Origin of the sequence: Kushneria indalinina DSM 14324 (assembly GCF_003385845.1) — a bacterium.
Taxonomy (GTDB): domain Bacteria; phylum Pseudomonadota; class Gammaproteobacteria; order Pseudomonadales; family Halomonadaceae; genus Kushneria; species Kushneria indalinina.
In genome coordinates this window covers 663012-689883 of record NZ_QRDJ01000008.1, presented here as the reverse complement: position 1 = coordinate 689883, position 26872 = coordinate 663012, and the positions used below count along the sequence as shown (strand labels likewise).

18 protein-coding genes are annotated in these 26872 nt (G+C 60.3%); 6 read left to right on the top strand and 12 right to left on the bottom strand.

All coding sequences use genetic code 11. From position 1 onward, the window contains the following. Positions 1–77 precede the first annotated feature (77 nt). On the top strand, positions 78–359 hold the full coding sequence (locus C8D72_RS14085) for a hypothetical protein (protein ID WP_115855046.1): 282 nt from the start codon (positions 78–80) through the stop codon (positions 357–359). Here C8D72_RS14085 and rlmKL read toward each other — a convergent pair whose 3' ends face one another. Further along, the gene (gene rlmKL / locus C8D72_RS14080; RefSeq protein WP_115855147.1) at positions 360–2567 is read right to left on the bottom strand and encodes a bifunctional 23S rRNA (guanine(2069)-N(7))-methyltransferase RlmK/23S rRNA (guanine(2445)-N(2))-methyltransferase RlmL; all 2208 of its coding nucleotides are present in this window, start codon (positions 2565–2567) and stop codon (positions 360–362) included. It lies immediately after the preceding gene. Positions 2568–2768: 201 nt separating this feature from the next. Between rlmKL and rmf the strand changes: the two genes are divergently transcribed. After that, positions 2769–2978, top strand: coding sequence for a ribosome modulation factor (rmf, locus tag C8D72_RS14075; protein WP_115855045.1), 210 nt, complete (start codon positions 2769–2771; stop codon positions 2976–2978). 65 nt (positions 2979–3043) lie between these two features. Here the strand turns inward: rmf and C8D72_RS14070 are convergent, their stop codons facing one another. The 5 genes from C8D72_RS14070 to trmA form a co-directional block, all read right to left on the bottom strand. Then, positions 3044–4090 (bottom strand): quinone-dependent dihydroorotate dehydrogenase, encoded by a 1047-nt coding sequence (locus C8D72_RS14070; RefSeq protein WP_115855044.1) that lies wholly within the window; start codon positions 4088–4090, stop codon positions 3044–3046. A 65-nt stretch (positions 4091–4155) separates the two neighbouring features. Beyond that, positions 4156–5334: a prolipoprotein diacylglyceryl transferase gene (locus C8D72_RS14065; protein WP_115855043.1), complete on the bottom strand. Its 1179-nt coding sequence runs from the start codon at positions 5332–5334 to the stop codon at positions 4156–4158. Positions 5335–5449: 115 nt separating this feature from the next. Next, positions 5450–6274 (bottom strand): MOSC domain-containing protein, encoded by an 825-nt coding sequence (locus C8D72_RS14060; RefSeq protein WP_115855042.1) that lies wholly within the window; start codon positions 6272–6274, stop codon positions 5450–5452. 116 nt (positions 6275–6390) lie between these two features. Beyond that, positions 6391–11235 (bottom strand): NAD-glutamate dehydrogenase, encoded by a 4845-nt coding sequence (locus C8D72_RS14055; protein WP_115855041.1) that lies wholly within the window; start codon positions 11233–11235, stop codon positions 6391–6393. Positions 11236–11459: 224 nt separating this feature from the next. After that, positions 11460–12569 (bottom strand): tRNA (uridine(54)-C5)-methyltransferase TrmA, encoded by a 1110-nt coding sequence (gene trmA, locus C8D72_RS14050; RefSeq protein WP_115855040.1) that lies wholly within the window; start codon positions 12567–12569, stop codon positions 11460–11462. Between the two features lie 243 nt (positions 12570–12812). Between trmA and C8D72_RS14040 the strand changes: the two genes are divergently transcribed. Further along, entirely contained in the window at positions 12813–13397 is a 585-nt protein-coding gene (locus C8D72_RS14040) for a DsrE family protein (protein WP_115855038.1), read from the top strand. A 128-nt stretch (positions 13398–13525) separates the two neighbouring features. Here C8D72_RS14040 and C8D72_RS14035 read toward each other — a convergent pair whose 3' ends face one another. From C8D72_RS14035 to C8D72_RS14015, 5 genes are all read right to left on the bottom strand, one after another. Further along, positions 13526–14038, bottom strand: coding sequence for a hemerythrin domain-containing protein (locus tag C8D72_RS14035; protein WP_245955270.1), 513 nt, complete (start codon positions 14036–14038; stop codon positions 13526–13528). A 232-nt stretch (positions 14039–14270) separates the two neighbouring features. Then, a complete protein-coding gene (locus C8D72_RS14030) occupies positions 14271–15620 on the bottom strand; it encodes a replication-associated recombination protein A (RefSeq protein ID WP_115855036.1) in 1350 nt (449 codons plus the stop codon). A gap of 57 nt (positions 15621–15677) precedes the next feature. Then, on the bottom strand, positions 15678–16340 hold the full coding sequence (gene lolA / locus C8D72_RS14025; RefSeq protein ID WP_245955269.1) for an outer membrane lipoprotein periplasmic chaperone LolA: 663 nt from the start codon (positions 16338–16340) through the stop codon (positions 15678–15680). Positions 16341–16475: 135 nt separating this feature from the next. Next, positions 16476–20204 (bottom strand): DNA translocase FtsK, encoded by a 3729-nt coding sequence (locus tag C8D72_RS14020; protein WP_245955268.1) that lies wholly within the window; start codon positions 20202–20204, stop codon positions 16476–16478. A 184-nt stretch (positions 20205–20388) separates the two neighbouring features. Beyond that, a complete protein-coding gene (locus C8D72_RS14015) occupies positions 20389–22332 on the bottom strand; it encodes a methyl-accepting chemotaxis protein (protein ID WP_115855034.1) in 1944 nt (647 codons plus the stop codon). A gap of 169 nt (positions 22333–22501) precedes the next feature. Here C8D72_RS14015 and aat point away from each other — a divergent pair, with 169 nt between their 5' ends. The 3 genes from aat (at position 22502) to infA (ending at position 24375) form a co-directional block, all read left to right on the top strand. Beyond that, positions 22502–23191, top strand: a complete 690-nt coding sequence (gene aat, locus C8D72_RS14010; protein ID WP_115855145.1) for a leucyl/phenylalanyl-tRNA--protein transferase — start codon at positions 22502–22504, stop codon at positions 23189–23191. A 73-nt stretch (positions 23192–23264) separates the two neighbouring features. Beyond that, complete coding sequence (locus C8D72_RS14005; RefSeq protein WP_115855033.1) at positions 23265–24002, top strand: arginyltransferase; 738 nt, start codon at positions 23265–23267, stop codon at positions 24000–24002. Positions 24003–24156: 154 nt separating this feature from the next. Further along, positions 24157–24375, top strand: a complete 219-nt coding sequence (infA, locus tag C8D72_RS14000; protein WP_007111068.1) for a translation initiation factor IF-1 — start codon at positions 24157–24159, stop codon at positions 24373–24375. A 194-nt stretch (positions 24376–24569) separates the two neighbouring features. Here the strand turns inward: infA and clpA are convergent, their stop codons facing one another. Beyond that, complete coding sequence (clpA, locus tag C8D72_RS13995) at positions 24570–26843, bottom strand: ATP-dependent Clp protease ATP-binding subunit ClpA (RefSeq protein WP_115855032.1); 2274 nt, start codon at positions 26841–26843, stop codon at positions 24570–24572. Between the last annotated feature and the right edge of the window lie 29 nt (positions 26844–26872).

The following is a 26872-nucleotide window of genomic DNA, read 5'->3' as shown; positions in this document are numbered from 1 at the left end:
CAATCTGCGCCCTGTCGGCGTCAACGCCCGCACTGTTCCGGCCATCTTCGCATTCAATACTACACAGGAGCGCTGCCTTGATCATCCGCTGGGAAAGCGAGCATGACTATGTGCTGGTACACGTCCATCAGGACATGTTTGGTGACTGGATCTTTGTCCGCGCCTGGGGGCAGACCGGCACCGCCTACGGGGGTATCCAGCACGCGCTGGCCGAGGACTATACCCAGGCCATGACCTGGGTCAGTGACGTGGATCATATTCAGCGCCTGCGCGGTTTTGAAAAGGTGCTGGAAACCAGCGACGACGCCCCCGAGGCCCGGGACGCCGTGCGCCAGCTCTCCCTGCTGGACGCCCATTGATCAGCTCTGGTGGCGAATCTGGTAGACGTGATGAATGTCCGGGCGCCGCTCGAAATCCGGGTCCAGCATCTGTTTTGACAGCGATTTCACCTCAAAACGGGCATTGACGCTCTCATCCATCTGGAAACGACGCAGGTTATTGGAAAACAGCAGTGTCCCGCCCGGTGCCAGATGCGCCATGGCGCGTTCGATCATGTGGCCGTGGTCGCGCTGGATATCCAGTACGTTGTCCATCTTCTTGGAGTTGGAAAACGTCGGCGGGTCCATGAAGATGAGATCAAACTGCGGCCCCGTTCTCTCAAGCCAAGCCATGCAGTCTTCCCGGGCCAGTCGATGGCGTGACATGTCGAGCCGATTGAGCCGGAAGTTGTCCTCGGCCCAGCCCAGATAGGTGTTGGACATGTCGATGCTCAGACTCTCGCTTGCCCCACCCAGGGCTGCCTGAACGCTGGCCGAGGCGGTATAGCAGAATAGATTGAGCACCCGCTTGCCTGCGGCGTTTTCGAACAGCCAGCGCCGCACGGGGCGATGATCCAGAAAAAGCCCGGTATCGAGATAATCCCGCAGATTGACCCACAGTTTCGCACTGCCTTCCCCCACCTGAAAGCGCTGCCCGGAGCTGTCCCGGCGCTCGTATTGCGCCCGGCCCGACTGCCGCTCGCGGCGCTTCAAAAAGATGTAATCCGCCGGGACATCCAGCACTTCCGGCAACACACCGATCGCTTCCAGCAGGCGCCGCTCGGCCTGACCGGCATCGATCGAGCGCGGCGCGGCATACTCCTGCACGTGCACCCAGGCGCCATAGATATCGATGGCGAGCGCGTATTCGGGCATGTCCGCATCATAAAGCCGGTAGCATTCCACCCCGGAGCGCTTGAGCCATTTCGACAAGCGCTTCTGATTTTTCCTGAGCCGGTTGGCAAACATCTGCGCCCCGGCCGAATGGGTCACGGCCCCGGCATCCTCATCGCTTTTTGGGGTGCCCTGCGCCTGTTCGCTCTTTTCCGGACGCGCACGCTCACGAACATCAATAAGCAGAAGTTTGGTATCCAGGCTGCCGTTCTTGAAGGCGTACTGGCGATGAGCCTTCATGCCCAGCCGGTGACCAAGCTTCGGATCACCGGTCAAAAGCGCCACCGACCAGCCGGCAAAGTGCTCGCGCAACAGCGCCCCCAGGCCCTGATAAAGGCTGATCAGCGCCGGCAGTTCCCCCAGGCGTTCGCCATAGGGCGGGTTGGTGATCACAAGGCCGGACGCCATTGTTGGAGGCGCTGACAGTGCATCGCCGTGCTCAATGTGCAACAGAGCCTCGACACCGGCGCGGCCGGCATTGGACCGTGCTGCCTCCACCGCACGCAGATTGTGATCACGCCCACAGAGCGTGAGCTGACACTCGCGACGGCCGACGCGCGCCCGATGGGCCGCCTCACCGTGGATTTCCTGCCAGAGCGTTTCATCGTGTGCGGCCCAGCCGTGAAAGCCAAAACGGGAGCGCTTTAGGTTGGGCGCCACATCGCAGGCCATCAGCGCAGCCTCGATCAAAAGCGTCCCCGAACCACACATCGGGTCAAACAGGCCTTCTCCCCGACCCGCGCGCGCCGGCCAGTCGGCGCGTACCAGCAGCGCCGCGGCCAGGTTCTCCTTGAGCGGGGCGCTGGCGCCCTCCAGGCGATAGCCGCGCAAATGCAGGCTGTCGCCGGAGAGATCGATGCCCAGCACCAGCCGGCCACGATGCAGATGCGCGTAAAGACGCAGATCAGCCGCCCCCGGATCAATGGTCGGTCGCGCCAGACCGTGATCCTGAAAACGATCCACCACGCCATCCTTGACGCACTGCGCCCCGAAGCGGGTGTGGCGAATCTGGGCGCTTTCACCGTGAAAATCGACGCGCAGGCTGGCACCAGGCGCGATCAGGGTTTGCCACTCGATGCTGTGGGAGGCCGCCACCAGCGACGGGCCATCTTCCACGTCCTCGAAACGACCGGCCACCAGGATGATGCGGTTGGCCAGTCGTGACCACAGACACAGGCGGTAAAGCACATCGCGGGTGGCGCTGCCATGGACGCTTGAGACACTGGTTCGCGCCACGCTGGCGCCAAGACCGGACAATTCATCGGCCAGCAGGGTTTCCATGCTGCGCGGACAGGTGGCCAGAAAGGAGAGCTCCTCATGAGCCGTATCCGGTAAATGTTCAGTGCTGGAAGGCATCATGCGGTGTCATATTCCTGAAAAGATTAATAAGCGATTTACTTAGATGAAAACGATTTTCGACAGCATCCTGCAGCTGCTGTAAAGGTATAGGGGTAGCTACGAAAGATCGCACGATCGCTGTCAACCTACGACCCCCGGAGTTGTGGCACTGCCACCATTACGGGACGAAACACTTTTTGTGTGAAGCGAGGTTATCCAATGAAAAGACAGAAACGTGATCCCTTCCAGAAAGCCTATGTCAGTGGTTACAAGGCCGGTGTGACCGGACGCTCCAGAGACGACTGTCCCAGTCAGGGTATCGAAATGCGCGAGTCCTGGATGAGCGGCTGGCGTGAAGGCCGTGAAGCACAATGGTCCGGCATGACAGGGGTCTCGGGTCTGCACGTCAATCCGATGGCGTCGAGCTGATCGACCATCGCCACCGTTGAACCCATCACATGACATCCGGGTGCGTGGCCAGCGTGCCCGGTTTTTTACTGCGCTCTCTGCCTGCCAACGCTGCCCGGCTGATTATCCTTCAATGCCCTGGCGCACTGCTCGACCAGCGCAGGACCTTCATAGATCAGCCCGCTATAAAGCTGTACCAGATCAGCGCCGGCCCGATGCTTTTCTAGTGCCGCCTCGCCACTGTCGATACCACCCACGCCGATAATGGTGATGTCCGCAAGCTTCTCGCGCAAGCGCCGGACAATCGTTGTGGCAGCGTGTTTCACCGGACGCCCTGACAGCCCCCCCGCCTCGTTGGCATGAAGGCTGCCCGCGACGTCATCACGGCTGATGGTGGTATTGGTCCCGATCACCGCATCGATATGGCAGGCCTTGAGACACTCTGCGACCAGATCCGTTTCCGGCTCGCTCATGTCCGGGGCAATCTTGACCGCCAGCGGTACCTGCCGGCCATGATGCTGGTTGAGCGTCCGATTCTCCTGCTGCAGTGCCGACAGCAGGCCATTGAGCTGCTCGCCGAACTGCAGGCTGCGAAGCCCCGGCGTGTTGGGCGAGGAGATATTGACGGTCACGTAGTGGGCGTGACCATGCACCGCCTGCAGGCAGGTCACATAATCATCCACCGCCTGTTCGACCGGTGTGGTCAGATTCTTGCCGATGTTGATCCCGATCACACCGTCGTAACGGCTACGGGCCACATTGGTGACCAGCTGATCGACCCCCTGATTGTTGAACCCCATGCGATTGATGATCGCGCCGTGCTCGGGCAGGCGAAAGACTCTGGGCCTCGGATTGCCCGACTGGGCACGTGGCGTGACCGTACCGACTTCTACGAAGCCAAACCCCAGCGCCCCCAGCGCGTCGAGGTGCTCGGCGTTCTTGTCCAGTCCGGCAGCAAGCCCCACCCGATTGGCAAAGCGAAGCCCCATCAGTGTGACAGGGTCATCAACGGGGGGCGCTGCCAGCGCACGCTGCAGGTGAAGACGATGCGCCAGATCCAGCGATGACAGCGTCAGGCCATGAGCCGTTTCAGGGTCGAGACGAAACAGCAGCGCACGAGCGGCCTTGTACATGAAGGGCATGTCCTTGAAAGCAGATGGATCAGGCCCGGGGTATCCCCCGGACCATGCAGGAAGGGTCAGTTGCCGGGCTGCTCGATACGCAGCGTGAAGTTGTTGGCGCCGCCGCGCACACCGCCGAACTTCTGACCGCGCACACGCACGCTGTAGATGCCGGGCTCAAGGGTTTCGCGCAGATGGAAGTCGCCCTGGAAGCCGCTGCCGCTGTCGCTGGCCACCACGTTGCCGTTACTGTCGACAAGTTCACCGGAGATGCGGTAGTTGCCGCTGGAATCCATCGTGAAGCTGTCAACGGTCACGGTACCGGCAGAGACCACTTCAAACTTGAGCACTTCGCCGTTGGTGCGCATGGGTACATCGCGCAGGATGCGCTCACGAATGGGAGAGGCGTTTTCATCCGCCTGCGTGGACTGTGCCGGGCGCGCGTCACCGGCCCCGCTCGTTGCCACCTGCTCGCTGTCGCGGGCGGTATTGACGTCGCCCTGCCCCGCCGTCAGACCTTCACCCTCTTCGGCAGTGGCCGACTGTGTGGCGTCCTCCAGCGCTCGACCGGAAGGACCGGGGTCGGGACGCGTCTCACCGGGGCCTGTCATCACGCTGGCGCTGCGCTGCGAAGCGCCGGTGCCTGCAGCGGTAACATCCCCCTGAACGGCGCCCTCACGCCCCAGGCGCGCCGGTGCGTTCGCCCTGTTTTCGGCGGCAGTCGCCTCGCTGGAGCTTCCCAGCCGTTCGATGCGGTTGGCATCGGCCAGCCCCTCCCCGCGCACATCGGCATCGGAGCGCTGCACGGATACGGTCACGGACTGGGTCTGGTCACGCGCCGGACTGCGGTTCTGACCGGTAATCACGACATGATAGGTGCCCGGCTCGAGCTGATGGCGAATCATCAAGCCGTTGGTCTGATTGTTGCCGCTGGCCGTGGCAAGCGTCTGGCCGCCATCATCGCGCAGCTCGGCATTGACCTCATAAAGCCCGGATGTGCCATGAAAGGCGCGCGCTTCGATAATGTAGTCACCGCCCTGAGTGACATCGAAATCATGCGAGACCGGTTTCGAGCCCAGATACATTGATCGGCTCATGGAATCCGTATCGCGCTGCAGGGCACCGGAAATATCGACCTGGCTTGCGGCCTGCTCGGCCTGCTGAAGTGCCGGGCTCTTGGCGGCCAACACCTGCCCCGAGAGAGTGCCAAGCCCTACGCCCATTCCCAGTGCCAGATACAGGATTGTATTTTTCATGATGTCTCTCGTTGGAATGATCCATTGATGCCGATGCAGACAGCAGGTGGCATATCAGCCGGTCGGCAAAACGGCCACAGCATAACAAAGCCTGTGTGTTTGGCGATGCTTTTGACTAGCGCATCCATATCGGCATACCCGTATGCAGCCACTGGCCAATCCCCTGCATGACGACCGCATTTTCGCCAAAAAAGGCCCCGGCCTGCGCGCCATGATCCATCATCGTCAGCGTTTTAAGGGGTTCGCCGGGCACGGCAATCTCGCCACTGCACTGATTGATGGTGGTAATACGACAGCGCTCGCAGGGTTTGCACAGCCACAGCGACAGATCCTCGCCGGCAAGGGTGGTGCTGTCATGCTCGGCAAAGGCCGCGGTGCCCTCCACGACAATATTGGGTCGAAAGCGTGACATGGGCAGCGCGGGCAGTGAGCGTGCCTCCAGACGCGCATTGAGCGCTGCCAGCGACGACGTGGCAGCTACCAGCAGTGGATAGCCGTCGGCAAAGCCGGTGTGGGCCACATGATCGCCAAGCCGCTCCGGGCTGACGCGACGCTGATTGTCAAAAGGCACGCGCTTGAGTCTCACGGGCCGCTCGAAAAAATCACTCAGCCACCGGGCTGCCTCATCGCCTTCATCAAGACCCTGACACTCGCTACCAAAGATGCGTACACGCGAGGGCGCCACTTCAGGCGGTGTGAGCGCAACGAACAGATGACGTCGGTCGGGTGCCTGAAGGATCAGGTGGTGCTCGTCGATGGCAGGCATCAGGGTCGCCATGCGCGCGCAGCTTCGCTGGGTCATGAACTCCCCCTGCTCGTCAGTGATGACCCAGCGCCGATCATGCATCAAACCCTCAGCAGTCAGTAACGAGCGGGATACATTGATACCGGCCAGCGATTTGACCGGATAGATATGCAGTGAGCTGATGCAGGACGTCATGGGCGGTCATCCAGTGTCTCAAGTGGATGAAGACCAATGTACCATAAAAAAAACGCCGCCCCGTGGGGCGGCGTTGGGTGGTACCGGGATTGAAAAACGGGCACTTGCAGCCCTGACTATGCGACGGAAGGGGGCCGCTCGGAGAGCTCCCCGAGCGCGCGTACCGCCACCGTGAAGAGCGCATAGCCAAGCTCGTCGGTCGAGTGAACCTCTTTTAGCAGTGCACACCAGCGCTCAACGGGCGCCTTGTGCTGCTTCATCCACTGCTCGACGCAGCTATCGACATCCTGACACTCCTCACTGCGCAGCACGCTGGCGGTCAGGGTCAGCTGCTGACGATCAAGGTCGTCACGAAGCGCCTCACGCGCGATCGTCTGCCAGCTGTCGTTCACCTCCAGGCGATTGACCTGCTCCAGCATCCAGGGCAACGAGAGGCGCTCGCCGATGAGGTAGTAGGTATCGGCCACCCGCTCCAGTGACACCTCGGTCAGCCGCGCCGTATCGATGATGCCAAGGCCCGCATAAAGGCTTTCGGTCGCCGCCACACGTTCGGCAAGCGACTCGGGCACGCCAGTCTCGATATAGCGGTCCCGCAGCGCCAGGCACTGACGCTGCGCTTCACCGCGAAGCCTTTCACCGATATTGTCCCGCAGACGTTCGAGATCCGGGGCGTACTGATCGACCACTTCGTCGGCATTGCTCTGCATGTGATAGCGCAGGAAGTAGCGCGTCGCGCGTCGCAGCAGACGTACCAGCGAGAGCATCATGTCGTACTGAACGGCGGTCTCGACCTTCGCATCCAGCGCTTCGATCTGCTGCCAAAGTGACGCCAGCCCAAAACTGTCACGCGCCATGACATAGGCCCTGACCACCTCACCGGCGCTGGTGCCGGTGATATCCATCAGCCGGCGCACGAACGGAATGCCCATGTGGTCGATCACATCCCCGGCAATCTTGGTCGCCACGATCTGGTGACGCAGCCGGTGATTGGTAATCTCCTCCCCGTAACGCTTGACCAGGGTGGCCGGGAAGGCGCGCTCGGCGTGATTGACGATGCCCGGTTCATTGGGCACGTCGGACTCCACCAGCAGGCCCTTGAGATCGATCTTGGCATGCGAGATCAGTGACGAGAGTTCAGGATGGGTCAACCCTTCACCGCGCTCGGCGCGCACGGCAAGCGTGGCGTCGTCCGGCAGGGCTTCCAGTTCCCGATCAAGCTGGCCGGTCTCTTCCAGATCGCGAATGAAGCGACGGTAGGGGCCCAGGTTTTCTGCCGACAGTAGTTGTGACAGGGAGAGCGCCTGGGTCTGGCGGTAGTTGTCATCCACCACCAGATCCGCCACCTCGTCGGTCATCTGCGCCAGCAGATCGTTGCGCTGCTTGCCGGTCATGTCGCCACGCGCGACCACCTCATCCAGCAGGATCTTGATGTTGACCTCATGATCCGAGCAGTTCACGCCGCCGGCGTTATCGATGAAGTCGGTATTGAGACGTACGCCATGCTGGGCCGCCTCACGACGCCCGAGCTGGGTCACACCCAGATTGCCGCCCTCACCGACCACGCGACAGCCCAGTTCACTGCCGTTGACCCGCAGCGTGTCGTTGGCCTTGTCACCCACATCGGCGTGGCTCTCTTCGCTCGACTTGATGTAGGTGCCGATACCGCCGTTCCAGAGCAGATCCACCTGCGCCTTCAAAAGCGCATTGATCAACTCGGCAGGGGCCATGCGCGAGGCCGTGAGACCGAAGCGTGACTTCATGGCCTCGCTGATCTCGATCGACTTGGCATCGCGTGAAAACACCCCGCCGCCTTCGCTGATCAGGGAGGTGTCATAGTCCCCCCAGCTTGAGGTGGCAAGCTCGAACAGGCGCTGGCGCTCCTTGAAGGAGGCCGCGCAGTCAGGATCAGGGTCGATGAAGATATGACGATGGTTAAAGGCCGCCACCAGCTGAATCTTCTCGGAGAGCAGCATGCCGTTACCGAACACATCGCCGGCCATGTCGCCGACGCCGAGTACGGTAAAGGGATCTTCCTGGGTGTTGAGCCCCAGCTCACGAAAGTGGCGCTTGACGGCTTCCCAGGCACCGCGGGCCGTGATCGCCATGGCCTTGTGGTCGTAGCCGTTCTTGCCGCCGGAGGCAAAAGCATCGCCCAGCCAGAAGTTGTACTCCCGGGCCAGGGCGTTGGCGATGTCGGAGAAGGTCGCCGTGCCCTTGTCGGCGGCCACGACCAGATAGGGATCATCCCCGTCATGACGCACAACGTGCTCGGGCGGCACAACCTCCTTGTCGATCAGGTTATCGGTGATATCCAGCATGCCGCGAATCAGGATCTGATAGCAGGCGATGCCCTCTTTCTGGATTTCCTCGCGACTGTCGCCTGCCGGGGCCTGCTTGCAGATAAAGCCCCCCTTGGCACCGCTGGGCACAATGACCGAGTTCTTGACGTGCTGAGCCTTGACCAGTCCGAGGATTTCGGTACGAAAATCCTCGAAGCGATCCGACCAGCGCATGCCGCCGCGGGCAATGTTGCTGGTGCGCAGATGCACCCCTTCCATGCGCGGGGAGTAGACAAAGATTTCATACAGCGGACGCGGACGCGGCACATCGTTGATCTGGCGCGGCGCCAGCTTGAAGGAGATATAGGATTTCGGCTCGCCGTCATCCCCCGGCTGGAAGTAGTTGGTACGCAGCGTGGCGTCAATCAGCTCCATGTAGAGGCGGATCAGACGGTCATCGTTGAGGCTGGTGACCTCCTCCAGATAGGCCTCGATGCGCTCACGAACCGCCTCGAGCTCGTCATCATCGCGCCTGGCCTGCGGATCAAAGCGGGCCCGGAACAGGGCGACCAGTTCACGGCTGATATCGGCATGCTGGGTCAGGGCCGTGGCGATATAGTCCTGCGACAGGCCAAAGCGGATCTGCTTGAGATAGCGCGCATAGGCCCGCAGCATTGCCACTTCCCGCCAGTCGAGCTTCGCGGAAATGATCAAACGGTTGAAGCTGTCACTCTCGGCGGCGCCCGACCAGATGCGGGTAAAGGCGTCAATGAAGTTGTGGCGCATGCCGTGCAGATCGACCTGTTCGCGGCCCGAGGATTCCAGATTGAAATCATGAATCCAGACCACGTTATCCGAGCGCTCGATCTCGTAGGGGCGCTCACTGATCACCCGCAGGCCCATGTGTTCCAGCATGGGCAGCACATCGGAGAGCGGTACCGGCTGATTGCCATGGAAGAGCTTCAGATTAACGTCGTTCTCATGCTCGAGCTGACGATAGAGACTCAGGCCAATCGAGCCCTCTCGATCAAGGCCTTCCATATGGCCAATATCGTAGATGGCGGCGCGCGACGTAAAGTCTTCCCGATAGCTGCTCGGGAAGGCGTCACGGTAGCGCTCCATCAGGCGATTGGCCGGCTCCTCGCCGTAGCCTTCCACCAGCGCCTCGTGCAGATCATCACGCCAGCCACGGGCGATGGCGATGACCTTTTGCTCCAGCGCACGATTGTCGTACTCAACCGGCTCGTCGTTGTTGAAACGCAGGATCAGCTGAATGCGGGCCAGTACCGACTCGGAGAGGTAGGTATTGAAATCGCCAAAGCTGGCATCGAGCTCTTCGCAGAGCATGTTCTGAATGCGCAGGCGCAGATCGGTCGAGAACACGTCACGCGGCACATACACCAGGCAGGAGTAAAAGCGCCCGGAGCGATCCTCGCGAATAAAGAGCCGCACGCGGCGACGTTCGCGGATGCTCAGAATGCCCATGGCCGTACGGCAAAGGGCTTCCGTGTCCATCTGGAACAGCTCATCGCGGGGATAGACTTCCAGAATCTGCTGAAGCTGCTTGCCGTTGTGTCCGGTTGGATCGATACCCGATGCGCTGAGCACGGTATCGATCTTGCGGCGCAGCACGGGAATATTGACCGGGCGCTCGTTGTAGACCGACAGCGTATAGAGGCCGAGAAAGTGCCGCTCGCCGATGACATCGCCCTGCTCATTGTGACGCTCGACAATGATGTAGTCCGGATAGCTCGGGCGGTGAATGCGTGACGGCCAGGCGCTCTTGGCAAAGGAGATCAGCTCGGGGATCAGGACATACTCCCCCTGCTCGGCTTCGTTGTCGCTGAACTGCTGGGGCTCCTCGCTGTAGCGCGGACTGTCCAGCGTCAGCACCCCCAGTTCGCTGCCGCTGGTGCGTACCAGCTGCGAATGACCCTCCCGGTTTTGAAGCTCGTAATCCTCAAAGCCCAGAAAGGTAAAGTGATCATCCAGCAGCCATGCCAGGAAGTCGCGCGCCTCGTCGATATCACGCTTTTCAACGACCCGGGGCGGATGCGTGTCCATCTCCTTGAGTGCGGCACGCGCCTGGTCACGCATGGCGTCAAAATCGGAGACGGCAGCCCGAACATCGGTCAGCACATCCTGAATGTTGTCCCTGAGCTCATTGAGCATGGCCGTATCGGAGTGACGATCGATCTCGATATAAATGATCGATTCGCGTGTCGAGGGCGCATCAGACGCCCGAGGAGGCGTAAAGCGCACCAGCCGCTGCTGCTCGTCACGCTCGCTGGCAATGACCGTGTTCAGGATGGCATGGACGGTAAAGCCGCAACGGTTGAGCTCGATACGCACCGAATCGACCAGAAAGGACATGTCCGGGCTAACGACTTCCACTACCGTATGGGTCGACTGCCAGCCATGCTCTTCGTATTCGGGGTTGAAAACGCGCACCTTTGGACGTCCGTTCTGCTCTCGCTGCTGCAGAAAAAACCAGGTCGAGAGCGTGGCGCCGTAGAGGTCCTCGAAATGACGCTCTCGCAGATCCTCGTGGCTGGCACCAGCGTAATAGTGGCGTGCAAAGGCGCTGATGTTGCGCGCCTGCTCGGGCGCCAGACGCTCATCAAGCAGCGTCTCGAGCGCTTTGAAAAAGTCTTCCTTGTTGTCCGGCACTGTACTCTGCATCGATTCTCCTCGCGTACCGCAAATGCCTACGCATCCTGATGGGATGACCACCGTGACATCCTAGTTCAGCAAACGCTTTATCCCTACTGTATACCCATTTTTATCATGCCCCATGACCAACCGGCATGGGGCTGGCGCCGGCAATGACCCGATCAGCATGGCTGACCCGGAAACGCATCGGCCCCGCCATGGCGGGGCAGGACAGTCGCCCCTGTGAGTGGCGGTCAGCGCCGCCTGAGCAGGACCCCACATTCGCAGTGGTCGGTGTAGGGAAACTGATCAAAGAGCGCAAAGCGATGAATGTCGTGGGTACGCCCGAGCTGCTCCAGATTGGTTTCCAGGGTATCGGGATTGCAGGAGATATAGACGATGTCATCAAAGCGGGCGATCTGTTCACAGCTGTCGGTATCAAGACCTGCCCGCGGCGGATCCACCAGCACGGTCGAGAAATCATGGCTTTCAAGCGCCATCTCGCTGACCCGTCGTCCCGTTTTTTCACCTGACAGCGCCTGGGCGAACTCCTCGCTCGACATGCGCGCCACATGGGCATTGTCGATGCCATTCAGGGCCAGATTATGCTGGGCCGAGGCCACCGACGTGCGTGAAATTTCGGTAGCCACCACGCGGCGGAAATTGTCTGCCAGGGCAATCGTGAAATTGCCATTGCCGCAGTAAAGCTCGACCAGATCGGTCTCGCGGCGCTGGCCCTCATCACCCTGTGTGACCTCTCGAGCCCAGTTAAGCATGCTTTCGGCGATGTCGGCGTTGGGCTGGGTAAAGCTGTTTTCGACCTGCTGGTAGCTGAACACGCGCCCGGCCACGGTGAGATGCTCGGTAACCGATTCACGCGTCAGTACAAGGCGCTGCTTGCGCGCCCGGCCGATAATGGCGGCGTCCAGCGTCGTTTCGAGCTCGCGGGCGGCCTGTTCCCACTCGTCATCAAGCTTTCGATGGTACACCAGCGTCACCAGCGTCTCGCCCTGACGGGTCGTCAGGTACTCCACCTGAAAAAGACGATGACGCAGTACCGGCCTGTCACGAATGGCGTCTACCAGCTGCGTCATCAGGGTGTTGATGCGCCGGCTTGCCACGTCATACTGATCCATACGCACGGTTTGTTTAACACCGTCTGTATCGGCCTCAAACATGGCATGAAAGAGATCATCGCCTTCATGCCAGATGCGAAATTCACAGCGCATGCGGTAATGGCTGGCCGGGGAGGCAAATACCTCAAGCGGCGGCGCCTTGAAGCGGGCAAACTGATCGATAATGCGCTGGCGCTTGGCGTCAAGCAGCGCAGAGTACTGGTCGGGGGCAACGACGGGTACGCTCAATGTGAAATACCTGATCCGGCCGTCATGATAACGGTCATGATGAAAGAGGCCGCCAGTGTAGCGTCTGCCGATCGCAGCTCAAGTACTGACGCCGCCCATGGCCCGTCGGTGACCTGTGATACGGCGTCACCCTGACAAATGCTGTAGACTCCCGCCGCCTTATTGGCTATATCTCGATCGTTGCCCATCAGGGGAACATCTTGTCACGATAACCATCACTTCTTTCGCTTTCAGGGACTCGACATGCTGACTCTTCTCAAGCGGTACTGGATGCTGGCGGCACTGGTATTTGCAGCCGTACTCATGGTGATTTTCGCCGCAGTCATTCCACGCAAGCCGGCAGCGGGTATCGACCACGCACTTTATCCGGCCATCGAGAAATTTGGCGGCATTGCCGAGCGTCATGACACGGTGGATGTGCCTGACCCCAACAAGCATTATAAAGTCATTTTTGATGTGGTCAGTGACAGTGATGACCCGCGTACCATCAACCCCGGTCTGATGCGCGTGGCACGCGCCGTCAACGTCTTTGCCGAGGCAGGCGTTCCGCTGGAAAACCTGGACTTTGTAGCGATCATCCATGGGGATGCGACCCGCAGCGTCGTGAACTCCGATGTCTATAACAAGTGGTTCGGGTTCGACAATCCCAACGTCCCCCTGGTCAGCGCCCTGACACAAGCAGGCGTTCATGTACGCGTGTGTGGACAGGTGCTCAACCACTGGAAGATTGCCGATGACCAGGTCAATGACGAGATTGACATCACCCCTTCAGCACTCAGCACGCTGGCCATCTACGGCAATGAAGGTTACGCCTACGAGCGGTTATAACCGCCGTTCGATACCGGCATTAAACAACGCGGGGCGGCATGTGAATGCCGCCCCGCTCATGTTTGTGCTACTGCCGACTGTACGACTGTCTGCTCGGGATCACGGGCTTGCACCCGGGAAATCGGCACTCAGGCCACCGCCGGTCGGATTTCGCGAAACTCGGCGTAGAGGTCGGGATACTCCTGCTGGAGACGCGCCAGCTGCGTGCGGGCCTGAAGCGGCAGCGTATCGCGCAGCTCAACGTACTCTTTCTCATCCAGGCTGGCATCGAGCAGCGGGAAGAGATGTTCACGTTCCATGCGCAGCACATGACGATGCGCGTCCAGATAGGCCTTGAGACGCTCGCCAAAAAGCGTCATCGGCATGATGGCATCCATCAGGATATTATCGAGATCTTCTCCCAGATGCTTCAGACGCTGTTTGAGTTCGCGATACTCACCGGCCAGCTCACAGATTTCCTGCCCGGTATGCGCACCGCGCTCGGTCAGGCGATTACCGCAGAGCGTTTCCAGCGGCACGATATAGTCATCCATGTAGTCCATGATGTAATCACAGGCCTCACGCATGAGACGAAAGCTGGGGCGCTCTCCGGTCACAAGATAACGATGCTGCAGCGTGAGCACATGAAGCAGTCGAGCCATATGTGCATGATCCTGACGAAGCTGAGTCAACTTGAGCATGGCGGCGTCTCCGGCAAATTTGACCAGATACCAGTCTTGTGCTTTTTGAAGGCGATCGCCACTTACTTTGGTCGCATACCCGGCTCATTAAATTTAATACCCGCTACAGCAGACAACCCCGCCCCGGCACCTGTTCCAACCTCGATCCCGCCATGGCGGGCATAAGGCACACGGGCTCCGGACTCATCCTTTTTCATGACGATTCATCGCTGCGTCGATGCGTCGCAGCCTGATCCAGCCCCTCCAGCCACTCAAGCTTTTCGCCTATGCGCTTTTCAAGACCGCGTTCGACCGGTTGATAGTAGCGGGTTCCCACCAGCGCCTCGGGAAAATAGGTTTCACCCGCCGCGTAGGCATGCGGTTCATCATGGGCATAACGGTATTCGTGACCATGTCCCAGTGACTTCATCAGGGACGTCGGCGCATTGCGCAGATGTACCGGCACATCATGTCCGGGCGTGGACGCCACATGCGCCCGTGCCTGGTTATAGGCGACATAGGCGGCATTACTTTTCGGGGCGCTGGCGATATAGAGAATGGCCTGAGCCACGGCAAGCTCGCCTTCCGGACTGCCCAGACGCTCCTGCACCTCCCAGCCATCGAGCGCCAGGCGCAGTGCTCTGGGGTCTGCGTTGCCAATCTCTTCACTTGCCATGCGCACCACACGACGGGCGATGTAGAGCGGGTCTGCCCCGCCATCGAGCATGCGGCAGTACCAGTAGAGCGCGGCATCGGGGGCACTGCCGCGCACTGACTTGTGCAGGGCCGAAATCTGGTCATAAAAGAGATCGCCACCCCGATCGAGTCGGCGCGTACTCTCCCCCAGAACCTCCTCGATGACTGCCTGCGATAGTGTTGGCGCCTCACCCTTGCGCCCTGCCTCGGCCATGTCAGCGGCAATTTCAAGCAGATTGAGCGCACGACGCGCATCACCGTCAGCCGCCTGCGCCAGAAGATCGCGCACGCTGCTTGATGCCTCGATACCGGCTTCGCCCAGTCCGGCAGGCTCGATCAGCGCCCTGTCGATGACCTGACGCAGCTCTTCAACGCTCAGTGACTTGAGCACGTGAACGCGCGCGCGAGAGAGCAATGCGTTGTTGAGCTCAAAGGAGGGGTTTTCGGTCGTGGCGCCGACAAACGTAAATACGCCCTCTTCGACCCAGGGCAGGAAGGCATCCTGCTGCGCCTTGTTGAAGCGATGCACCTCATCAACGAACAGTAGCGTGCGCTGTCCGCTCTGACCGCGCTGCTGCGCCTCAAAGGCCGCGGCGCGGATCTCCTTGACGCCTGCCGACACGGCCGAGAGCGTGGCAAAATGCGACCGTGTGTAGCCGGCGATCAGGCGCGCCAGAGTGGTCTTGCCGACCCCGGGCGGCCCCCACAGGATCATTGAATAGAGCTGATCGCGCGCCAAAGCTCGCGTCAATGGGCGGTCCGGTCCCAGCAGATGGGACTGCCCGATATAGTCTTCCAGCCGGGCCGGACGCAGACGCGCCGCCAGGGGTTGCCCAGGCGGCGCGTCACGATCAAACAGGTCACTCATGAGGAAGGCACCCTTGTGCGAATCATGCCTCCATCATGGCAGATAACGCGGTATCAATCAGTTGCCTTCGCGCATCACATCAGCCCCCTCGGGAATCTCGAACTGAAACTGCGATTCGCTGATATCGGGGTTGACCTCAATATTGCGAAACGAGATTTCCGTGCGCTGGCCGGTGCCATCGGTCAGATCGATTCCCGAAAGACGCTCGTTGTTGAACACTAGCTCCAGGGACTCGAACAGCGTGTCGTTGGAGCGCGGCGAGAGCGCGAAAAACTCGGTGGTTCCCTGCTGGCGACGCGACACATTGTAGTTCTCGGTCAGCTCGTTGGCCTGACCGGAGAGCAGCAGTGCCGGCGTATGGGTCACGCGCTGATCCAGCGGGCGAATGCTGACCTGTTCAAGATCGGGGTCGTAGAGATACACCTTCTGCCCGTCGGAGACCACGGTCTGACGATAGGGGTCAGAAACTTCCCATTTAAAGCGCCCGGGACGCGAGAGCCACATGTGTCCGCTGGCATCCTGCAGGCTGCCGCCGCCGCTGGCGACCTGCTGGTTGAAGTCGGCAGAGTAGGTTTTAAGAGGTTCAAGCAGCGAGGTCAGTCGCTCGGCATCATTGGAGGCCGCCTGCGCCGGCAGTGTCATGCAGGCCGTCATGAGGGTGGCACCCGCCAGACCCAGCTTACGAGCAAGGCCACTGCGGCCGTGAGTCATTAGTGTCATTGAAACATCCTGTCCTTATTGGCAGTGCATGCCGTGGTGTCCCTTTGACCTGCCACCAGGTGACAGGTTCGATGCAAGCCCCTTCTGAAACTTAAGATTATCGAGGCTTATCAAGGTGTTGTCCTGGCAGCGTGGTCAGTGTGCCGGCGGTGACGCCAGCACCTCTCTTGCCCCGTTGCTGCCCATGGATGACACGACGCCTGCCATCTCCATCGCTTCAACCAGACGGGCCGCACGGTTGTAGCCAATCTTGAAACGACGCTGGACCGAGGAGATCGACGCCCGGCGCGATTCGGTCACATAGGCCACGGCCTCATCGTACAGCGCGTCCTGCTCCGGATCGTCACTGCCTTCGCCTTCGGCTTCAAGCCCTGTCAGGGCATCAGCAGAGACGCCGCCGGAGAGAATCTCATCGATATACTCGGGCTCGCCGCGGCGCTTCCAGTCATCGACGACGCGGTGCACCTCGTCATCGTCCACAAAGGCACCATGCACGCGCATGGGAATACCAGCACCGGCCGGCAGATACAGCATGTCACCGTGGCCAAGCAGATGCTCGGCGCCGCCCTGATCCAGAATCGTGCGTGAGTCGATCCGCGAGGAGACCTGGAAGGCCATGCGCGTGGGAATATTGGCCTTGATCAGACCGGTGACGACATCCACTGACGGACGCTGCGTGGCCAGAATCAGGTGAATGCCGGCGGCACGCGCCTTCTGGGCGATACGTGCAATCAGCTCTTCGACCTTTTTGCCCACGATCATGAACATGTCGGCGAACTCGTCGATCACCACCACGATGTAGGGCAGCTTTTCGAGCACCGGCGGCTGCTCATGCATCTCCCAGGGCTGCGGCTCCCACAGCGGGTCGGCAATCTGGGCGCCGGCGGCGGAGGCCTCATCAATACGCGCATTGAAACCAGCCAGGTTACGCACGCCCATGGCCGCCATCAGCTTGTAGCGACGTTCCATTTCGGCCACGCACCAGCGTAGCGCGTTGGCGGCCTCCTTCATGTCGGTCACGACCGGCGCCAGCAGATGCGGGATGCCGTCATACACCGACAGCTCCAGCATCTTGGGGTCGACCATGATCATGCGCACTTCATCGGGCGTGGCCTTCAAAAGCATCGAGATCAGCATGGCATTGACGCCTACCGACTTGCCCGAGCCCGTGGTACCGGCCACCAGCAGGTGTGGCATCTTGTTCAGGTTGGCCACGACCGGATTGCCGCCAATGTCCTGGCCCAGTGCCACCGTGACCGGAGAACTGGCATCCTGATAGACGTCGGAGTCAAAGACCTCCCGCAGCCGGATCATGGCCCGGTTGGGGTTGGGGATCTCGATGCCGACCGTCGGGCGTCCCGGAATGATCTCGACCACGCGTACGCTTTTCACCATCAGCGAGCGCGCCAGATCCTTGGCCAGGTTGCTGATCTTGGAGACCTTCACGCCGGGTGCCGGCTTGATCTCAAAGCGCGTGATGACAGGGCCGGGCCAGGTATCGACGACCTCGGCCTTGACGCCATATTCACGCAGGCGCACTTCCAGCAGCTCTGCCATGTCGTGAAGCTGTTCGGCCGTGTAGGTCGGCTCGTGAGACGACGGCGGCGTCAGAAGCGACAGGGACGGCAGCTCGCCCAGCGGCTCACCGTCAGACTCATGCACGGGGCGCTGGGTCTGCATCTGCTGCACCGTCCAGACTGTGGGGCTGCTGCTGTCCTCGGCATCCACCTCGGGCTCCGGCGCCGGCGTTTCGACAGGCGCTGTCGGGGTCTGGCCGGAGGTATTGTCCGGTCGAGGCCGGGCCTGCTCGTCACTCCGATTCGATGGCGTGGCCGGTGCTGACGTCTCCTGATACGGCTGCGTTGATGAAACCGGCTCGGGCGCTTGCGGCGCAGGAGCCTCTGGTGCCGTATATCGAATATCGTCCTCCTCCTCAAACGTCAGCGTTGAAGCGGACGATCCCCCTGTCGGCGACGCCGCCTCTTCACGTTCACGCGCACTCAGGGACGTCGAGAACTCGGGCTCATCGTCTTCCCAGCTCAGTACCGGTCGATCATCATCCTGCAGGTCATCCACAAGCGGTGTCGCACGCTCATGAGAAGGCTTTTCCATCTCGGGCAGACTCATGTCGTCCGAGGCCTGATCCATGTTCGAGGTCGAGTCTATATTCGAGGTCGAGTCCATAGAGGCAGCCGGTGTCGGCGACGGCGCACTGTATTCGCGAGCCCTGTCCGATGGCGTTGTATGGCTTGTCGATTCGGGCTGTTCAAACGATGCGGCACCCGGAGCATCGAGGCTTTCCTCATCATCCTCGGCCAGACGCGGCTCGGGGATGACTTCCGGAATCCGCCGGCGCGTCACATCGCTTGACGAGGCATCGGCGGCCTGAGGCGTTGCCATCGGCTGCTGTGGTGCTGGCGCGGGCGCCGGTGTCTCTTCTTCACGGACTTCGTCATCGTCGCGTTCTGGCGCCGCGAAAACATCACGGGAATCCTCCGGGGCGCGTACCAGCGGCTCATCGACCGCCGATGCCCGGGTGGCGGTCATGGCCTCCTCGAAGGCTTCCGGAGGCGTGGGCGTCGCATCCATCCGCGGCTCATGGCGCTCGGTATCGGCCGCCGGGTATTCAGACTCGGCCACCGGGGAATGGGCATCGCGAGTGCTCGCGGCCTGAGAGCGATCCATCGCGGGTGGCGCCGTATCGACGGGTGAGCGGGCATCCTGCGTCTCACGCGCCGAAGGCGTTTCCTCGTAGGGCTGCTCCCAGGGGATATCATCATCGCCGGTACGCATACCGGACACCGGTGTGTGGATATCGTCAGCATCACTGTCATGGCGCTGTCGCGCCGTGGCTACCAACTCATCATGATCTTCAGGGAACTCCTCTTCATCATGAACTTGCGTGCGACGCCCGGGCACCAGCCGCGCAAAAAGGCCGGTACGCTCACGGCGTGGCCGTGCATCCTCGGCATCCGCTCTCAGCCCGGTATCGGTGTCATCGTCGTCGTGACCGAAATCGAACTCATCTTCTGATTGGGCGGCAAGGTAGGCCTCACGACGCTCCTGCGCCATTTCACGACGGCGCTCCTGAAGCCTTGAGCCGGCACTGCCGATCTGCGCACCGGCCATCCCCAGCCGACGCGCACCCCAGCGCACGCCACGCCAGATGCCATTGCCCATTTCATCAATGATGGAAAACCAGGACATGCCGGTCAGCAGCGGCATGCCACACAAAAAGGCCGCCAGCGACAGCAGCGTGGTGCCATGCCTGCCCACCAGCGATGCAAGCGCTGCCGACACACCCTCGCCCACGATGCCGCCCGAGCCATAGGGCAGGTCGTTGCTGGCATCCTGAAAATGCAGCGCGCCCACGGTGCAGGTGGCCACCATGACCAGCAGCAGCCCGCCGCCACGAACGGCCAGCGCCATGGGATCCCAGACGACATGGGCCTCCCGGGCACGTATCAGCCGCCAGGCCCCCAGTCCCAGCATGCCGGGTGCCCAGAGCGCGCTGGCGCCGAACAGGGAATAGAGAACATCGGAAAGCCATGCCCCGACAGGTCCCATCCAGTTGGTGACCTGCTGATCCGGACCGCTGTGCGACCAGCTGGGATCGGCCGGCATGTAACTGAAAAGGGCCAGCAGCAGAAAGGCGCAAAGCGCCAGCATGATGATGGCAACCCCTTCCTTGGCAGCGCCCTGAAGTCTGGCGCTGAAGTGGCGGGCGTTATCCCGGGCTTTTGTCACACGCTGTCGAGAGCGCTGCATGGTGGCGCTTTTACGCGTTGTTCGCGGGCTGGCGCCGCTTTTGCTGCGACGTGCCTTTGCCTGTGACTGCGATTGTCTGGTCTTGCTGGCGCTCAACGGCCATCCCCCCTGCACTCATGCGAGTGTTATGGCTGTACTCTGATGAAGCATTCGAAGGCCTGATAAAGGCATATTGGCAGGGTAATGACATCGGGTCACACCCTGCCAGAGGCAGGTATCATACCTGGAGATGATGGTACGGCACAGACCCGGCAATTGCAGCCGGGAAATTGGGGAAATATCAGGCCGGCAAATGGAAGACCCGCACGACCTCACTGAGCTTGCGAGCCTGCTCGTCCAGATGTCCGGACGCGGCGGCCGACTGCTCGACCAGGGCGGCATTGTGCTGTGTGGTTTCATCCAGCGATGCCAGTGCACTGCTGACCTGCTCGATGCCTGCCAGCTGCTCTTCACTGGCGCGACTGATCTCGTTGACGATGACACCCAGGTTTTCCATCCGCGCCGTGATCTCCTCGATCTGTTCGCCGCTTTGCTGGATATGAGCGTTGCCGGTGGTGACCTCCTCGATGGTATGTCGAATCAGTTGACCGATATCGGCAGACGCCTCGCTGCAGCGCACTGCCAGGCGCCGAACCTCATCGGCCACCACGGTAAAGCCACGACCGTGGGCACCGGCACGAGCGGCCTCGACCGAGGCGTTGAGCGCCAGAAGGTTGGTCTGAAAGGCGATGCCATCGATAGTGGCGATGATATCGGACATTTTCGAAGCCGTGGCATCCAGATCCTTGAGCGTGGTCATGGCACGCCCCAGACGCTGCTGGCCCTCTCGGGCCGAGGCAACCACCTCCCCTGCCATGCTGTCTCCCTGACGGGCACGCTCGGTATTCTGACGTACGGTGGCGGTCAGCTCTTCGATACTGGCCGCCGTTTGCTCAAGGCTTGCGGCCTGGCTTTCGGTCCGGCGTGACAGGTCCATGTTGCCACTGGCAATTTCACCGGAGGCATGACCGATGCTTTCCACCGACTGACGAACGCGACCGACAATGTCTCGCAGACCGTCACTGATACCGTTCATGGCGCCCACCAGCGAGCCGATTTCATCCTTGCGATGGCTGTCAAGACGCTGCCTGAGATCGCCGTTGGCCAGATGGCCGGCCAACCCCTGCACGCTGGCCAGAGGATTACTGAGGCTGCGACGCATCATGAAATAAACGCCCAGGGCCGCCGCCAGCGCCAGCCCCAGCGCAATCAGCAAAAACCGATTACGCGTTGCAGCAATCTGATCATCGATATCAGCATTGACGGCCGTAGCGGCCACCACCCAATGCCAGTCAGGGTACTGCATGAAATAGGTTGTTTGACGGGCGTGTTCGCTGTCGGACAGCTGATATTCAAAAAGCCCCTGCTGCTTCTGAAAGATCGGTGCAAAGGCAGGACTGCCATCGACATCAGGCACCTCTTTCAGTGACGCACCCTCGTGGTCACCACCGGCCAGCACGCTCCCATCGTTGGCATCAACAATCATGAAGTAGCCGTTGTCACCGATACTCAGCGAACGCACGCGTGCCTTGAAGTTTTCCAGATCGGCGGTAATGTCCACCCCGATAAAGCTGGCACCGATAACGCGGCCCCGGGCGTCATGAATGGGCTCATAGCGGGTGATGTAGGGGGTACCAAAAAGCGTGGCAATGCCGGAATAAACACGATCTTCCATCAGAGCACGGTAGCTTGCGCCATTGCGGTCAAGCAAAGTGCCGACGGCGCGCTCCCCCTGAGCATCCTTGAGCGACGTATTGACGCGAACAAAGTCGTCGCCGGTACGAGCAAAAAGCGTGACGGGTGTACCGGTACGCCGAGTGAAATCATCCACCCGCTGAGTATCCATGTTGAGCGCGCCACGCTGGTCCATCAGCAGCGGTGTCTCTCTGGACTTGATGTCCATGGTCTGATCAGAATCAAGCACAAAGGGTGGGGCCAGGCCTTCGGTCTGAAACAGCTTTAAAAAACGCGCACTCTGCTGCTGTAGACTCTGATCGAAAAGCGTGACCGAATCGGTGAACTGTTGCGTCTGCTGCTTCATGCTGTGCGTGGCATGTGTGCGAAGGGTGCGGGCGCTGGAAGACGACAGCCCCCAGCTTAAGGCGACAAACCCCGCGATGGCCACCAATCCGATTACCAGTGCCAGACGTGAACCAATGCTCATGCGTCGAAAATAGTCCGCCATAAAAGATATCCAATAATAATGGTCAATGTTTTTTGGCAGCCAGCATCCGTTCCGACAAACCTTCCTGCGATCCAATGTCGGCCATCATGTTTGAAACTTGAGAGATATCGAATGTTTTATCAGGCATCTGGAAATGAAATGTCATGCCATCCAGCCTCTGGATACCGCCATGATTGACTGGCTTGCCCCCTGTCCCGTTGGATTCCCTGCGCTGGATAACGCGCTTGAAACGCCCAATGGCCTGCTGGCGGCGGGTGGCGATCTCACGCCGGAGTGGCTATTGGCGGCCTATCGGCGCGGCATTTTCCCGTGGTTCAATGAAGACGATCCCATTCTCTGGTGGTCGCCCGACCCCAGGATGGTGCTGTTTCCCGACGAACTTCGCGTACGTCGAAGCCTGGCCAAACGGCTTCGCAATTCGGGCATGACAGCGACCTTCGATCAGGCATTCGAGGCGGTGATGACGCAGTGCGCCGCTCAGCGGGAGGCGCAGGAAGGCACCTGGATTTCATCTGATATCATTCAGGCCTACGTGGCCCTGCATCAGCTGGGCCATGGTCATAGTGTCGAGATATGGGAGGGAGATACGCTGGTGGGCGGCCTGTACGGCATCCTGATGGGGCGGGTATTTTTCGGCGAATCGATGTTCTCCATACGCCCTGATAGCTCCAAGATCGCCCTGGTGCGGCTGGTAGAGTGGCTGTCCGCGCATCACGATCTGGCGCTGGTGGATTGCCAGATGCACACGGCACATCTGGCCAGCATGGGGGCTCGTGATATATCACGTGATCAGTTCAATGCCCTGCTTGAGCGCCATATCCCGCCCTACTTTCAAGAACCCTCGACACTGCGCCGATAACCATTATCAAATCATTGATGTCGCGAGCCCCAGACCACCTTTTTGGACGTTGCGCCCGTTGAACAACTCAAGCATGCATTCACCCCTTCAGGAGTTGCGGTTTTTCCTGACAGAGCCTCATGACTGCAGTTATCTGGGAGCCCATGAGGCCACAACGCTGTTCATGGATCCACATACGCCCGTGGATCACGAGATGTACAGCGCGCTGACCCTGATGGGCTTCAGGCGCAGTGGTACCCATCTCTATCGACCGCATTGCCAGGAGTGCAATGCCTGTGTCTCCGTGCGTGTACCGGTCAATGACTTTGCGCCTGACCGTTCTCTCAGGCGTACCGAACGCGACAATCAGGATCTGGTCGCCATCGAGCGCCCGGCCTGCTTTGATGAAGAGCACTATGCGCTTTATGAGCGCTACATCAGAACGCGCCACAGTGATGGTGAGATGTATCCACCGGCCATCGAACAGTACCGCGCCTTTTTGAATACCTCACACGACTTTTCACGGCTGGTCGAGTTTCGACTCGACGGACGTCTTCTGGCCGTGGCGGCCGTGGATTTTCTCACCCACGGGCTCTCTGCCATCTATACCTTCTTCGATCCTGATGATGCCTTCCGGTCAAGATCTCTGGGAAGCTGGGCAGTGATCTGGCAGATCCGCAGGGCGCAGTCGCTGGGGCTTGAGCACGTGTATCTGGGCTACTGGATCAATGAAAGTCAGAAAATGGATTACAAGCAGCGCTTCAAACCGCTGGAGTATCTGCAGGGGCATCGCTGGCGCCGGAGCATTCCGGTCACCCAGACGCATCATTAAAGCGGTATAAGCTTTTAGCGGCTTTGCGCTTCAGGCAGGTATCAGGCAAAATATCGCACGTTCAGTCCGCCATCATTCAACATTGTCTGACCATTCGGCCAGCAAGACTGCCCTGATGGCGTGCTCATATTACGATTATCGGGGAATACATCATATGGCAAGAGAAGATCATATTGAAATGGAAGGCGTGATCGTCGATACGCTTCCCAACACCATGTTTCGCGTCGAGCTCGAAAACGGCCATGTTGTCACGGCACACATTTCCGGCAAGATGCGCAAGAACTACATCCGCATTCTGACCGGCGACAAGGTCAAGGTAGAACTGACGCCCTATGATCTGTCCAAGGGCCGTATCGTCTATCGCTCTCGCTAAGGACGCCATGCGTCCTTATCCTGCACGCCCCCTCCTCACGTCTTTCGCTGCGTCACGGCGCGCTGGTGGCGCCGAGCCAACCGACAGCTCGCCATCCGACGAATAGATAGCCTCCGGTTCGCCAGCCGTTTCCGCGCATAAAAAACGCCCCGTCCGAAGACAGGGCGTCAGTGACGACTGGCATGGCGTACCGATCAGGCGACCTGCTCGGTAGCTGCTGAAAGCTGCAGCTCTCCATCTTCCAGCGTGACATGGACCGTTCCACCGTGGTCGGCCAGATCGCCGAACAGAATCATTTCGGCCAGAGGCTTCTTGAGCTTCTCCTGGATCAGGCGTGCCATGGGACGCGCGCCCATCTGCGGATCATAGCCATGCTCGGCAAGCCAGCCACGTGCCTCATCATCGACTTCAAGCTGGACACGCTTTTCGTCCAGCTGCGCCTGCAGTTCGACCAGGAACTTGTCGACCACACTGCGCACTACGTCAGTGTCGAGATGGCTGAACTGGATGATGCTGTCCAGACGGTTACGGAACTCCGGTGAAAAGGTGCGGCGAATCACTTCCATGGCGTCCGTCGAATGGTCCTGAGTCTGGAAACCGATCGAGCGACGCGAGGCCAGCTCGGCGCCGGCATTGGACGTCATGACCAGAATCACGTTGCGGAAATCTGCTTCGCGACCATTGTTGTCAGTCAACTTGCCGTGATCCATCACCTGCAGCAGCAGGTTGAAGACATCCGGATGCGCCTTTTCGATTTCATCGAGCAACAGCACGCAGTGCGGGTTCTTGGTCACTGCCTCGGTGAGCAGACCGCCCTGGTCGTAGCCTACATAGCCCGGAGGCGCACCAATCAGTCGCGATACGGTGTGCCGCTCCATGTACTCGGACATGTCAAAGCGCACCAGCTCAATCCCCATGATCTGGGCCAGCTGACGAGCCACTTCGGTCTTGCCCACCCCGGTCGGACCGGCAAACAGGAAGTTGCCCACCGGCTTGTCGGGCGAGCCCAGTCCGGCACGCGACAGCTTGATGGCCGACGACAGGCTGTCGATGGCTTCGTTCTGCCCAAAGACCAGCATCTTGAGATTGCGATCCAGATCCGCCAGCAGTTTGCGATCCGAACTGGACACACTTTTGGGCGGAATACGGGCAATGGACGCCACGATCGCTTCGATCTGCTCGACATCGATCTGGGAGAGTCGTGCCTCGGCCGGCAACAGCCGCTGGTGCGCCCCGGCTTCATCGATGACATCGATGGCCTTGTCAGGCAGATAACGATCATTGATGTAGCGTGACGCCAGCCGCACGGCAGCTTCCATGGCCGCATCGGTATACTTGAGCTGGTGATGCTCCTCGAAGCGACCCCGCAGCCCTTTCAGAATGCGAATGGCATCCTCGACCGTCGGCTCCATAACGTCCACTTTCTGGAAGCGACGCGCCAGCGCGCGGTCCTTTTCAAAGATGCCGCGGAACTCCTGGAAGGTCGTCGACCCGATACAGCGCAGCTCACCCGAAGACAACATGGGCTTGAGCAGGTTGGAGGCATCCATGACGCCGCCAGAGGCCGCACCGGCACCGATGATGGTATGGATCTCGTCGATGAACAGAATCGAGTTGGGCTCTTTCTTGAGCTCGGCGAGAAGCCCCTTCAGGCGTTTTTCAAAATCGCCCCGATACTTGGTCCCGGCCAGCAGGGCACCCATATCGAGGGAGTACACCACGGCGTCGCTGATGACGTCCGGCACGTCCTCTTCCACGATGCGCTTGGCAAGCCCTTCGGCGATGGCGGTCTTGCCGACACCGGCCTCACCCACCAGCAGGGGGTTGTTCTTGCGACGACGCGCCAGAATCTGCACCACACGTTCCAGCTCATGATCGCGGCCGACCAGCGGATCGATCCGACCGATGCGCGCCTGTTCATTGAGGTTGGTCGCATAACCGGTTAACGGATGCGATGACGCATCGCCGGAGGCTTCTTCACTGTCCTCGGGCTCGCCGCCACTATTGTGCTGGCCCTGCTGGTTGTGCCCGGCCACCTTGGCGATGCCATGTGCGATGTAGTTGACTGCATCGACACGTGCCACGTTCTGCTGCTTGAGGAAGTAGACCGCCTGACTTTCCTGCTCGGAGAAGATGGCGACCAGCACGTTGGCACCGGTCACTTCCGATTTGCCGGAAGACTGAACGTGGAAGACAGCGCGCTGAAGCACACGCTGAAAGCCTAGGGTTGGCTGGGTTTCACGGTCGTCCTGATCCTCGGGGATCAGCGGCGTGGTGGTATTGATAAAGTCCTGAAGATCGGTGCGGAGCTTGTCGAGATTGGCGCCGCAGGCACGCAGGACATCTGCCGCTGATGCATTGTCCAGCAATGCCAGCAGAAGATGTTCAACGGTCATGAACTCGTGGCGCTTTGACCGCGCCACGGTAAATGCGGTGTTCAGGGTCAATTCAAGTTCTTTGCTCAACATGGCAGTCCCCTCTTGGCCGCTGCAGACAG

Bases quoted from the DNA above. Each gene is read 5' to 3' on its own strand.
- C8D72_RS14070 (WP_115855044.1), bottom strand. From the start codon at position 4,090: ATGTACAAGGCCGCTCGTGCGCTGCTGTTTCGTCTCGACCCTGAAACG.
- C8D72_RS14015 (WP_115855034.1), bottom strand. From the start codon at position 22,332: ATGGCGGACTATTTTCGACGCATGAGCATTGGTTCACGTCTGGCACTG.
- C8D72_RS14040 (WP_115855038.1), top strand. From the start codon at position 12,813: ATGCTGACTCTTCTCAAGCGGTACTGGATGCTGGCGGCACTGGTATTT.
- C8D72_RS14055 (WP_115855041.1), bottom strand. From the start codon at position 11,235: ATGCAGAGTACAGTGCCGGACAACAAGGAAGACTTTTTCAAAGCGCTC.
- clpA (WP_115855032.1), bottom strand. From the start codon at position 26,843: ATGTTGAGCAAAGAACTTGAATTGACCCTGAACACCGCATTTACCGTG.
- C8D72_RS14030 (WP_115855036.1), bottom strand. From the start codon at position 15,620: ATGAGTGACCTGTTTGATCGTGACGCGCCGCCTGGGCAACCCCTGGCG.
- C8D72_RS14065 (WP_115855043.1), bottom strand. From the start codon at position 5,334: ATGAAAAATACAATCCTGTATCTGGCACTGGGAATGGGCGTAGGGCTT.
- lolA (WP_245955269.1), bottom strand. From the start codon at position 16,340: ATGACACTAATGACTCACGGCCGCAGTGGCCTTGCTCGTAAGCTGGGT.
- rlmKL (WP_115855147.1), bottom strand. From the start codon at position 2,567: ATGCCTTCCAGCACTGAACATTTACCGGATACGGCTCATGAGGAGCTC.
- C8D72_RS14005 (WP_115855033.1), top strand. From the start codon at position 23,265: ATGCATTCACCCCTTCAGGAGTTGCGGTTTTTCCTGACAGAGCCTCAT.
- aat (WP_115855145.1), top strand. From the start codon at position 22,502: ATGATTGACTGGCTTGCCCCCTGTCCCGTTGGATTCCCTGCGCTGGAT.
- rmf (WP_115855045.1), top strand. From the start codon at position 2,769: ATGAAAAGACAGAAACGTGATCCCTTCCAGAAAGCCTATGTCAGTGGT.
- infA (WP_007111068.1), top strand. From the start codon at position 24,157: ATGGCAAGAGAAGATCATATTGAAATGGAAGGCGTGATCGTCGATACG.
- C8D72_RS14035 (WP_245955270.1), bottom strand. From the start codon at position 14,038: ATGGCTCGACTGCTTCATGTGCTCACGCTGCAGCATCGTTATCTTGTG.
- C8D72_RS14060 (WP_115855042.1), bottom strand. From the start codon at position 6,274: ATGACGTCCTGCATCAGCTCACTGCATATCTATCCGGTCAAATCGCTG.